Origin of the sequence: Syntrophomonas sp. UBA1041 (assembly GCF_002316705.1) — a bacterium.
In the GTDB taxonomy this organism is placed as follows: Bacteria; Bacillota; Syntrophomonadia; order Syntrophomonadales; family Syntrophomonadaceae; genus DTU019.
Map to the genome: position 1 here is coordinate 6,896 of NZ_DCEA01000052.1, position 11,367 is coordinate 18,262.

General features: G+C 48.5%; 10 protein-coding genes. 3 read left to right on the forward strand and 7 right to left on the reverse strand.

The features are described from left to right. From B2633_RS07605 to B2633_RS07615, 3 genes are all read right to left on the reverse strand, one after another. Positions 1-598 (reverse strand): hypothetical protein (locus B2633_RS07605; RefSeq protein WP_483169998.1); only part of this gene is annotated, 598 nt, incomplete at its 3' end. Positions 599-840: 242 nt separating this feature from the next. Further along, positions 841-1,500: an SdpI family protein gene (locus B2633_RS07610; RefSeq protein ID WP_483169999.1), complete on the reverse strand. Its 660-nt coding sequence runs from the start codon at positions 1,498-1,500 to the stop codon at positions 841-843. Next, on the reverse strand, positions 1,497-1,763 hold the full coding sequence (locus B2633_RS07615) for an autorepressor SdpR family transcription factor (RefSeq protein ID WP_483170000.1): 267 nt from the start codon (positions 1,761-1,763) through the stop codon (positions 1,497-1,499). Before B2633_RS07615 ends, B2633_RS07610 begins: the two co-directional genes overlap by 4 nt. A 169-nt stretch (positions 1,764-1,932) precedes the next feature. Here B2633_RS07615 and B2633_RS07620 point away from each other — a divergent pair, with 169 nt between their 5' ends. Then, the gene (locus tag B2633_RS07620; protein WP_483170001.1) at positions 1,933-2,382 is read left to right on the forward strand and encodes an Hsp20/alpha crystallin family protein; all 450 of its coding nucleotides are present in this window, start codon (positions 1,933-1,935) and stop codon (positions 2,380-2,382) included. A gap of 73 nt (positions 2,383-2,455) precedes the next feature. On the opposite strand, the gene B2633_RS07625 is transcribed toward B2633_RS07620, so the two are convergent. Next, on the reverse strand, positions 2,456-3,391 hold the full coding sequence (locus B2633_RS07625) for a DMT family transporter (RefSeq protein WP_483170002.1): 936 nt from the start codon (positions 3,389-3,391) through the stop codon (positions 2,456-2,458). Positions 3,392-3,658: 267 nt separating this feature from the next. Here B2633_RS07625 and B2633_RS07630 point away from each other — a divergent pair, with 267 nt between their 5' ends. Next, the gene (locus B2633_RS07630) at positions 3,659-4,870 is read left to right on the forward strand and encodes a cation diffusion facilitator family transporter (protein ID WP_483170003.1); all 1,212 of its coding nucleotides are present in this window, start codon (positions 3,659-3,661) and stop codon (positions 4,868-4,870) included. 329 nt (positions 4,871-5,199) lie between these two features. Next, positions 5,200-5,571 carry a hypothetical protein gene (locus B2633_RS07635; protein WP_483170005.1) on the forward strand — a complete coding sequence of 124 codons (372 nt, stop codon included), beginning with the start codon at positions 5,200-5,202 and terminating at the stop codon, positions 5,569-5,571. A 209-nt stretch (positions 5,572-5,780) separates the two neighbouring features. On the opposite strand, the gene B2633_RS07640 is transcribed toward B2633_RS07635, so the two are convergent. The 3 genes from B2633_RS07640 to B2633_RS07650 are packed head-to-tail and all read right to left on the reverse strand — an operon-like array spanning position 5,781 to position 11,061. Continuing rightward, the gene (locus tag B2633_RS07640; RefSeq protein ID WP_483170006.1) at positions 5,781-7,457 is read right to left on the reverse strand and encodes a response regulator; all 1,677 of its coding nucleotides are present in this window, start codon (positions 7,455-7,457) and stop codon (positions 5,781-5,783) included. Next, positions 7,411-8,271 carry a CheR family methyltransferase gene (locus B2633_RS07645; protein ID WP_483170008.1) on the reverse strand — a complete coding sequence of 287 codons (861 nt, stop codon included), beginning with the start codon at positions 8,269-8,271 and terminating at the stop codon, positions 7,411-7,413. The genes B2633_RS07640 and B2633_RS07645 overlap by 47 nt, the downstream gene beginning before the upstream one ends. Next, positions 8,272-11,061 (reverse strand): ATP-binding protein, encoded by a 2,790-nt coding sequence (locus B2633_RS07650; RefSeq protein WP_483170009.1) that lies wholly within the window; start codon positions 11,059-11,061, stop codon positions 8,272-8,274. Between the last annotated feature and the right edge of the window lie 306 nt (positions 11,062-11,367).

Sequence of the window (11,367 nt, forward strand, 5' to 3'; positions counted from 1 at the left end):
CCAGGTTGGTGCCGGCTATCAGCAGCACATCGGCAAAATTAATTAAAGGGGAGTGATCTTTGTCGCCGTCCCAAACCTCGACCCCGTAGATAAATGAACCGATGTTATGGGGATTGAGATCCATGACCGCCAGGTTCTCCACCCCGAACACCGCCACCGCTTCCTCCAACAAGGCCCGGTGAAAGCCGATCATCCCGATCCTGCAAATTCCATGTTTCTCTTTAATAAACTCACAGATGTACCGGGCACATTGTCCCTGCTCTGCGGAGCTGCACTCAACGCTCCGGTCTATCCAGCCGACTTTACGGGCTGCCGCATTCAGGACCGCCACCACCATAGGATAATAATATGGACTGACATCGGGCAGGTTGGCAACCGCATCTACAGTCCCGTTAAAGGTACGGGGGTGAAAGGTGTATACCTGTCCACTGGCCCCCTCCATGTCGGCTTGAATCAAGACTTCGTCCCCGCTGGTCAAAGGATCGTAACGTCCTACCTGCACCGCGGGCTGATAAATCTTAATCTCTATATGCTGCCCCTTCAACTCCGGATGCTCTTCTACCAACTTACGCAAAGCACTATTGGCGTTTACTCGCATTATGTACATCACTCCTATAACATGATCCGGGTTTATGTTACTCCTCTACAATCGCCCCTTGCCCTTTTCGGCCCCTCCCCCTGACCGCACATGGGATCTATTACTTTTATGATATTATTTAATGTGGGGTACAGGCAATAAAATTACTCAAATGATAAAAATTGGTTAATTTAACCATAAAAAATCACCACCCCTTTTTCCTGGCTTCTCAAGGGATGGTGAGGTATTTTACCGGACAGGATTTACGAGGATTTGTTAAGGGCACGATAGAGCAGATAAGAATAAAGATAGATGCCGATTGACACTGCCACAAGAACACAGATCACCAGGAAGAACAAGGCCTTTCCGGCCGGGAAGAATCCTGCCGCAAAGCATAGCAAACCTACCAGGAAGAAAGCCCAGCCTCCCACGCGGTGAGTTTTCCTCCATACCTCGTCAGATGACAAGGTCCAGGGGGTTTTAATACCGACAAACCAGTTGCTGCGCACCTTGGTTAAATAATTGCCCAGGATCATAAACATCAACCCCATACCAACCATCATCGCCCGGGTGGAAAGGATCTGGTCCTGGCTGCGTCCGGCCTGAATGCTTAAGACCATTATAAACGCCATAAATACTGTTATACCCAGCTTCATATATTGATAACTGGTGCTGAAATAATCATAGTTCTTCCGGCGCGGGTCAAAACGCGGCAGAATGTCCATGAACAGCGGTATGGCCAACACCAGTCCAGCCAGCCATAATAGCTGGCTTTTAGGGGCAAAGCGGTCCGGCCAACCATCGACGTTCCAATGAACCGGGAAGGTGTCAGCCAGGTCCGGATAAACCCAGACCACCCAGGCCACCGTCGCTATGCCCGCCAGATAAGAAAGCCAGAATAAGACCCCTTTGTTTACATTCATACCTTGGCCCCCCTTACCAGATTGTAGAAGCCCAACAAGGCCTCCTCCAGGACCGATAAGTTCAAATAATACTTGATATACTGCCCTTCTCGTTCGGCGGTAACCAGCTCAGCGGTTTTAAGCAGCTTCAAATGGTGGCTTACCGAGGGCTGGCTCATATCGAACTGAGCAGCGATATCCCCGGCGGTCATACCGCCTTCTTTGAGCAGCTCCAGTATCCTGCGCCGGGTGGGATCGGCCAGAGCTTGAAATACCCCGTTCATGCCCGGACCTCCTTTACAATTATTTAGTTATTTAGTTATTTGTATATATATTTATTTTATTCTGATTCCACCTAGCTGTCAACAATTGCCCATTTTGGCCGGGTGCATAAAAACAACCTTCTTATTCAAACTATAGATGACTTAATCTAACGCAAAGGAGTGTAAAATCATGAGAAGAGACCTCAGCCACTGGTCCCCGGGAAAAAGCATGATGCCGTCGGAGTTTTTAAAAGGCACCTTTGGCAACAGCTTCCTGGAAGATTTTTTTAACAACAGCTTTATGGCCGGATTTTCTTCCACTATGCGCACCGATATCAGGGAAGCTCAGGGAAGCTATATCCTGGAGATAGAGATGCCTGGTTATAGCAAGGAAGACATCAAGGTGGAATGCGTGGACGGCCGCATCACCGTATCGGCTCAGCACATGAAGCAAATGGAGCAAGAGAATCAAAACGTCATCAGACAGGAGCGTCATTACGGCAGGGTAGCGAGATCGTACAGTTTTGAAGGCATAGATGAGGAAATGGTCAGGGCCGAATACAAAGACGGCATCCTGAGGATAAATATCCCCCAACAACAGGAGAGCACCCGGAGAAAGAAACAAATCGATATTCATTAAAGTGCAACCGACCGGGCCCGCTGACTTCTGAAACAGGGGGCGGGCCCATTTTATTTTTCGCACTGAATATCTTTTAAGCCGCGGCCCGCTCCGGCTGGGGCAGAGTGCTTCGGGGCGCCTTCAGCCTGGTCAAGAAAACCCCGACCACCCCCATTATCACCAGGAAGGCACCGGCCAGGGTGTGATAACCGACCGTCTCTTGTAAAAGTGCCCAGCCCAGGATTATGGCCAGAACCGGGTTGACAAAAGCATAAGTCATGGTCACATGGATGGGCAGCAACTGCACCGCTTTGATAAAAGCCGTAAAGGATATCACTGAGCCAAAAAGGATCAGATAGGACAAGGCCAGCCACTGTGAGGCGCCGCAGTTCGGCGTCGCGGCCCCGTTTGCCAATGCCAACAACAAGAAAAACAGTCCGGCCATAAGATGCTGATAAGCGGCCACCACTGTAGCCGGCAGCTTCAAATCCCGCCTGGATTGATACACCGTTCCGCACCCCCAGCTGACGGCGCCCGCTACCAGGGCCAGGGTGCCCCAGAAACCGGTACCGGCCCCTTGGCGTAAACTGGGCGAAAGCAGCACCCCCAGTCCCGCAAAAGCCAGCAGCAAACTGACAATCAGCTGCCGGGACGGCAGTTTCCGCTCCAGAAGCGCCTCGATCGCGGCCACTACCAGAGGGCTCGATGAGGCTATCAAAGCTGCGAAACCGGAATTAGCCGTGGTCTCTCCCCACATAATCAGCCCGTTGCCGCCCCCCCACAGCAGCAGCCCGCTGATGGTCAATGACATGAATTGCTGCCGGGTGACCCGTAAAGAATGGCGGTTTAACAGGCTGATGACAGCCAGTATGGTCCCTGCGCATAAAAGGCGCAGATAACTGCCGGTTAAGGGATAAATCCCCTGCTCTCCCGAAACCAGGACGCGCATGGCCAGATAGGTGCTGCTCCATACTGTGTATACTATAAGAAGATTGAATAAGCCCTGCTTTGACAAGCCTTGAGCCGACACTATTTATTCCAGCTTTCCGGTTTCATATCACTTAATGCTAGCCTTTTGCACTGCTGTTGTCTATAAAAGCCATAATAATTTTTTGTATCCTGGCCCTATTGGGGTTTAAATATTACTGCACATCGCCGAAAATAGTAAATAGCCTACTGCTTTCCTTCACCGGCAAGAAAAGGAACGGGCGCCAGGGGCAGAAGCAAATCCAGCCACAATAACAGCGAGGTTTAAGGTATATAATAATCTCAGCATCTGCGGCCAAAGGAGCAGCCTATGATCAAATACATCATCAGAAAATGGATAAAGGATTATCAGAATGTGTCAGATTGCAAGGTGCGGGAAGCTTATCTGGTGCTCTCCGGAACGCTGGGGATACTGTGCAACCTGCTCTTGTTTGTCACCAAGCTGGCTATCGGCCTCTACATCAACAGTATTGCGGTGATATCCGATGCTTTTAACAATATGACCGATCTGGGGTCTTCGCTGGTTTCCATCCTGGGCGCAAAACTTGCCAACCGGCCGGCCGATGAAGATCATCCCTACGGCCATGGACGCTTCGAATATATCGCTGCCCTGGTGGTGGCCTTCATAATATTTTCGGTGGGCTTTCAGCTCTTGCGCAGCTCCTATGATAAACTGTTAAATCCGGAGAAGGTCACCTTCAGCGCCGCCATACTGATAATCCTCATCCTGTCCGTTCTGGTCAAGCTGTGGATGTTCTCCTACAACTCATATATCGCCACAGCAATAAATTCCAGCATCAACAAGGCCACCGCCTACGACAGCTTGAATGATTGTCTGGCTACCAGCCTGGTAATCGCCGCCATGGTGGCGGGAGCTTATACGGATTTTCCCATAGACGGCCTGGTCGGTATATTGATATCCCTGTTCATAATATATGCCGGCTTCAGTATCGCCAGGGATACGGTAAATCTCCTGCTGGGCTCGGCACCGGAACCAGAATTAGTAGAAAAGATTAACCAGCTGGTCTGTTCCGGCCAATGCGTGGTGGGAACCCACGATCTGGAGGTTCATGATTACGGGCCTAGCCGGGTGATCGCCTCCATTCACGCCGAGGTTCCGGACTACGAGCATATTGTGGAAGTGCATGCTGTCATTGATTCACTGGAAAAAAGAGTCAAAGAAGAACTCAATATCAATATAATCATCCACATGGATCCCATTTCAACCGATTTGAAGAAGATCGAAAAGGTCCGGAACAAGATCTTGAGCTGTGTCAAAGAGGAAGAGATGGGTATCAAATTCAGGGATTTCCGCATCGCCCAGGCGGCAAACAAGATCAATGTGATCTTTAACCTGGAGGTTCTTCCCGAAATCCCGGAATTGGAGTATGCAGGCATAAAAAAACAGGTGCGGGAAAAAATACACCGGCAATGCCCCGATTATGAAGTAGTCATCAATCAGATAGGCCAAAACAGCCTGTTCAACTCCAATAAACCGCAGAACCAAAGCTTCTACAAATGAGTTGGGAAACAACCGGGAATGACAGAAAAGGACCGTGACCGTCCTCATTTGTCATCTTCATTTGTCCCGTTTGCTCCAGCATTCCCCTGTCTCGTTTTGTTTCAAAAGTGTCGCATATCAGACAATTTTTGAAACACTTTTGATACATTCCAGACACAATCCCCCCTTTTCGTTGCAGTTGCCTGAGAAATTTTATGTTTATAAATGCCGTGGTTTGCTGTGTTTCCTTAGTCATTCATACCTCGCTGCCATATTGGCATGATCTTTGCATCAATTATTGTTAATTAATTCACAAGGTAATGACCCACGATGAAAGGAGGCAAAATAAAATGAATCGAGCATTGAAAAGCAAGTTGATGGATATTCCTTTTCAAACCGGGGTGGAGAGTAAATCTCTTACAACCGAACTTACGCTGGTTTCCAAAAAAGATCGCGAAGCAAAGATGACCATGGAGGACTTGAACCAAAAGTTGGCTTATTTTTATAATAATGGCGGTCCCGTAATGGAAAAAAAGGAGGGAGTTATGGTAAAAACTAGATTTTCCAGGCCAACCCCCAAAAATAATCAGGCCCGGGTAAATTCGGGCGGGGATACGGTTACATTGCTCACCCCGGAGGGCTCTAAAAGCGTATCTGTGGATTACCTGAATGAGAAGCTGATTTATTTTTACGGCCATGGCGGGCCTGTCATGGATATTTAATGCCGCAAGGGGGGCACTCCCCCCGCCCCCCTGCACCATTTAAGGCAAGGCCGTAGCGGCTCATTACATTATAGCTGTATATCTGTTTATCAAATATGAGCAAATCTAAAGCTCCAGGCAGGCTTGAAAAGTCATACCGGGAGCTTTTTGATTATGCGGGTGGAGTAAAACGCAGCCAACGTTGCTCAGATTCCACCTCCGCTCTACAGCTATCCCATCATCAAACCATCTAATTGCAGCTCTTTAACGCTTTCCCTGCGCAGCGGAAATATGACGGAAATGCTGGTTCCGGTATGAGCTGATTGAATATCCACGCGGGCCTGATGGCGATGGGCAATGCTGAAGCATACCGGCAGTCCCAGGCCGGTGCCTTCCGGTTTGGTAGTTAAAAAGGGAGTGCCGAGTTTATCGATGAGATTTTGATCGATGCCGGAGCCTTGATCTTGTACCGTCAGCATGATCTCATCAGCAAGCCGGCAGGTTTTAATACAGAGGGTTCCTCCGCTGCCCATAGCCTCCAGGCCATTGCGGCACAGATTCATAATCAACTGGCGGATTTCCTTGTCATCCAGCATCAACGGTTCTACTTCTCCCAGCTCCAGACAGAGGTTTTTGTCACAGCGCAAAGCATCCGCCTTGATCAAAGGATATAAAGCTTTGATAATATCGTTCAGGCAAACGCATTCCAACTCAACGGTTTTGTTGCCGGCCAGGGCCAGGAAGCAGGAAATGATACCGTTGGCGCGATCCAGCTCACTTATCATGAGATCATAATATTCATTATTCAAAGCGTTGTCTTCATGGGCCAAAAGCTGAAGAAATCCCCTCACCGCAGTCATCGGGTTTCTGATCTCATGGCCGATGGAAGCTGCCATTTCCCCGACCAGGTTAAGTCGATCCAATCGAGTCATTTCTTTTTGCAAATGATCGATCTCAGTGATATCCGTCACCACAGACAATATTTGCTTTTCCCCCAGGGTATTCATCAGTTCGGTCGAGAGCAAGCCATAGCGGGTATCACCGCTTTTGGTCTTGTAGCTTACTTTGAGGTTGTGCACCTTTTCCTGGATCTCGATTATGCTGTCTGTTATGCTGTATCCCGGTTCCTCAATTTGATAGAAAGGTTTTTGGTCTATTGCGGTTAGCTCTTCCAGGCTGTAGCCGCTGTATTCCAGCCAGCTCTGGTTCACATCCAGAATCCTGGCATCATGCAGAGAACGGATCGACATCAGGTTGGGGCTTAAAGCGAATATTTTGCGGAAATGCTCTTTGGTAAGCTTATGTTCGGCTATCTCCCGCTGCAGCTGGACATTGGATATCAATACTTCTTTGGTGCGCTGCTCTACCAGGTTTTCCAGATTGGTGTTAATAAAATGCAACTGCTGGTAGGCCTCTTCCAACTCCCTGGTTTTTTCCTGCAAAAGCATGCTCTGGGCTTCCACCTGGTCATAATAAGCCTGGTAATTGATCAGGGCTTCCACCTTCCAGCGCAGGGTTTGGGGATTAAACGGTTTAAAGATGTAGTCAATCGCACCCACCGCATATCCCCTTTCCACATGCTCGGCAGCCTGGTTAATGGCGGTTATGAACACTATCGGGATATGCCGGGTTTTCTGCCGGGATTTGATCAGGCGGGCAACTTCAAATCCATCTAGATCAGGCATCTGCACATCCATAAGAATCAAGGCATAGTCCTGCTGCATAATCTGCTTGAGTGCGTCGGCGCCCGAGGTTACCGAACGGATGTGATAGCGCGGAGAGGCCAGTATGGCTTCAATAGCAACCAGGTTTTCCACATGGTCATCCACTACCAGAACATTAACTTTGGCACTATTTGTTTTATGGCTTTTTTCGGTATATTTTATTGCCGGCATCCACTGTGTCATAATAACCATCACCTTTAACGTTTTCTATTCCCTCTCTGTTTCCCAGGGCCAAATACCCTGAAACGGCCAGGCTCCTATAAAACAGCTCTTTTACTCGTTGCTGCAAACTGGCATTAAAATAAATCAGGACATTTCGGCAGACTATGAGGTGAAATTCGTTAAAAGAACTGTCAGTTGCCAGGTTGTGCTGGGCAAATACTATATTGCGTTTCAAGTCCTGGTCGAATACCGCGTCTTTGCCTCTCACCAGGTAATACTCGCTGAAGGCCCTTTTACCACCTGACTGCTGATAGTTGCGGGTGTACTGCTGCATTTTTTCCAAAGAGAAAATTCCGTTGTTGGCCTTCTCAAGCGATTGCGGATTGATATCGGTGGCATATATCCGGCTTTGCTCATACAGATCCTCTTCCTGCAGAAGAATAGCCATTGAATACACTTCCTCACCGGTTGAACAGCCCGCATGCCAAATACGAATCAGCGGGTAGGAGCGCAAAGCAGGCAGGACCTGCTCACGCAGAGCTTTAAAGAATACGGCATCGCGAAACATTTCGGTTACACTGATGGTAAAGTCAGAGACCAAAGCCTCGAAAACCTTGGTTTGGCGCAGAACCATCTCCTGTAAGGCTGAAACCGTAGCAATATTAAGCAATCCCATGCGATAAAGCACCCGGCGCCGGATGGAGCGGTAGTTATAATCCCTGAAATCATAGCCATAGCGGCGATAGATAGCTTCAAGCAACAGCGTGATTTCAATTTGTTCCAATTCATCGCCGTCATTGGCTGCCGGTTGGCTTGAAAGCAGATCGATACTCATTTATTTGTACAACCAAACACTTATCAAAGAAAGCAGCTGCTCGATATCAACCGGTTTATTGATGTAGTCAGAAGCCCCGACTTCGATACATTTGAGGCGGTCCCCTTTCATGGCTTTGGCGGTCAGGGCAATGATAGGCAGGTCTTGATATTCAGGTATCAGCCTTATGTTGTGTATGGCATCGTAGCCATCCATCTCCGGCATCATGATATCCATGATCACCAGGTCAATTTCGGGATGCTGCTGTAAGACCTCGATAGCTTCGCGGCCATTTTCGGCGAACAACACTCTGATCTGGCTGCCTTCCAACACGGAAGTCAGGGCAAACACGTTGCGCATATCGTCGTCTACCAGGAGAATGTTTTTGCCGGCTAGATTGCCCCGGTCGGGAATGGATTCAGGGTCTTCCGCCGGGTCTTTTTCGCTAATGGCTATTTCGCATTCCTGTTCTTGTTCAGACCTTATTATTAAATCAGCTTCTGTTTCGATTTCGGCCGGCAGCCTTTCATTGTCCACACTGCTGGCGATTTGGCGCCCCAAAACCCCCACATCACAGGGGATGTAAACCCTGAAGGTGCTGCCCCGGCCGGGTTGGCTTTCCACCTCAATGAACCCGCCCAAAAGCTGGACGGTCCGGCGGCATATTGACAAACCCAGGCCTGAGCCTCCGTAATTGCGGTTGGTAGCCCCGTTGACCTGCATAAAAGCTTCAAATATAACTTCCAGTTTATCCTCCGGGATGCCAATACCATTGTCGCTAACGGTGATTTCGAGATTCAAGCCGGAGCTGTTAAGGTCAGGATATTCATCAGCGCTGAAAAACCGGTTCGATCTTTTTACGCCTAATTTGACCCGGCCCTGGGGTGCGAATTTGAAGGCATTGGAAAGCAGGTTGTTGATGATGTGCAGCAGGTGCTGTTCATCGCTGTAGATGATATCAGGCAATCCGGGATCAGACTCGACCGAGAAATCAATGCCTTTGCGCATTGCTTCCAGGGAGCCGTGGTTCCCTACGGAATCCAGCAGGATTGACAGCGAGATTTCACTGTAGTTGACCTCCATTTTCCCGGACTCTATCTTGGTCAAATCCAAGATCTGGTTGATTAGATCCAATAAGTCCCGGCCCGAGTTATATATGGTTTTGACAAAATCAACCTGCTTGGGCATGAGGTTGGCATCTGGATTCTGGGCCAGGATTTCCGCTAATATCAAAATACTGTTCAAGGGGGTGCGCAGTTCGTGGGAGATGTTGGCCAGGAATTCAGACTTAAACTGCGATGCCTGCATAAGCTGTAGATTGGTTTCCTGCAGCTCCAAACGGATTGACTCCAATTCGAATCGGCGCTGTTCGGATTTGAGGTTGTTGCCCTCGAGCTGCTCATTGATGGTTCTTAATTCTTCATGCTGGCTTTGCAATTCCTCAGATTGATTCTGCAGTTCTTCGGCTTGAACCCGTAATTCTTCGTTGAGCACCCGGCTTTCATTCAACAGTTCGTTGACTTGCATCTGCTGCATCAGCCCGAAAAGGGACACCCCGAGATTGCTGGTGATCTTGTCCAAAAGCTCTTGGTGCAAATCGCTGAAGGGTTTGAATGAAGCGATTTCCACAACGGCCAATACCTGATCACCGAATTCCACCGGCAATACCGTTAGGGCTGCCGGAGCTGATGATCCCAAACCAGAGGTTATTTTGATATAGTTTTCCGGGGTTTGTTCAATAATGATCTTTTTGTTTTCCTTAGCGCATTGTCCGATAAGCCCTTCTCCAATATGAATGCTGCCGGCAGTGATTACCGAAGCATCGGCCGCATAAGCTGCCAGCTTGTCATAAGTTAAATCATTCTGTTTCAGGTATATTACACCGTATTGCGCCTCAACCAGAGGGCAGATCCTGGTGATGAAAAAGCTGCCTAATTCGCGGGGATTGGGCATGTCCTGAAATGAGGTGGTAAGCTGGGCGATATTGGTGCTCAGCCAGGTTCTCTCCTGCATGTAAAGCGAGTTCTTCTGCTCGAGACGGGCGTAATTCTCGATTCCCTCCGCCATCTTGTTATAAGCTTCGGCAATGGCCCCCAACTCGTCCCGTGAATCGATGTCGAGTCTAGGCATATCGGAGCTTTTATCAGCTGCAGAAGAAATAACCCTGGAAACCTTGGAGATATTCCCGATCATACTGCGCAGAATCCAGACGGCGATCCCTATGGACAGGGTCAGATAGATTATGAAGAAGAGCACCAGTATTCTCACCATACGTGCCGAAGAAGCCTGAGAACGGTCCAGAGCCTCAGTCATTAACTGTTCCTGCAGTGCTCCAAATTCCTCAACCGTAGCTAAGAGGCGGTTGTGGAGAGTTTCTTCTCTAGCCGACAACCGGGTTACCAGGTCGTTAGACAGACCTTGTTCAATATATGATGTTGTTTCCGCCACAACCTCTTGATAGTCTTCATATTGAGTCTTAAATTTGGCCATAATATCGAGCCCTTGAGGTGTAACGACGGTGTTTTCAAGGCGAATCAGCATCGAATTGATGTTTAGAATGGAATTGTCTACGGCTTGTATTTGTTCTATGGGATCATGCCCCCCCGCACTGGCCTTATGCAGAGATAAACTGATATGATTAAGCTCATAGCGAATGGCGTTGATATGGTTTATTTTTACATATCGGTCACGAAGTATCTCCTCCATGGCTTTATTATTCTGATTCAAGGTGCTCACCGCAAAGCCGAATAATAATATCTGCAGTATCAGTAGCATTGCCACACCCAATAATAAGCGATTTCTAAGGTTCAACTTCAATCCCCATTTCCCCATTTTTGGCCCCTAATGAACATTCTACCTCTTTATCCTCGCCAAATTTGTCGTTTTATGGGAATTATTCTCCTGGCTTAAACCAGTTTTTATGTATTTTATGGCAAGGGCTTTTATACCCAATGAAGTGCGTTCAACAGGCTGTTCGGAGTCCTTTGAAGTTAATTGAGCCACCTCCCCGGGAACGGGGAGATGGCTCGTGGAAGGAGAACTGCATGGTATTATGCAGGCTTAGGCTGCGGTTGTTTTTTCTTTGGCTACCGGGGCGTCTTTTTTCAGGTAGGAGTA

What these genes read in the sequence shown, in the direction of transcription:
- B2633_RS07615 (WP_483170000.1), bottom strand. Translation starts at nt 1,763, where the DNA reads ATGAACGGGGTATTTCAAGCTCTGGCCGATCCCACCCGGCGCAGGATA.
- B2633_RS07610 (WP_483169999.1), bottom strand. Translation starts at nt 1,500, where the DNA reads ATGAATGTAAACAAAGGGGTCTTATTCTGGCTTTCTTATCTGGCGGGC.
- B2633_RS07635 (WP_483170005.1), top strand. Translation starts at nt 5,200, where the DNA reads ATGAATCGAGCATTGAAAAGCAAGTTGATGGATATTCCTTTTCAAACC.
- B2633_RS07640 (WP_483170006.1), bottom strand. Translation starts at nt 7,457, where the DNA reads ATGACACAGTGGATGCCGGCAATAAAATATACCGAAAAAAGCCATAAA.
- B2633_RS07645 (WP_483170008.1), bottom strand. Translation starts at nt 8,271, where the DNA reads ATGAGTATCGATCTGCTTTCAAGCCAACCGGCAGCCAATGACGGCGAT.
- B2633_RS07630 (WP_483170003.1), top strand. Translation starts at nt 3,659, where the DNA reads ATGATCAAATACATCATCAGAAAATGGATAAAGGATTATCAGAATGTG.
- B2633_RS07620 (WP_483170001.1), top strand. Translation starts at nt 1,933, where the DNA reads ATGAGAAGAGACCTCAGCCACTGGTCCCCGGGAAAAAGCATGATGCCG.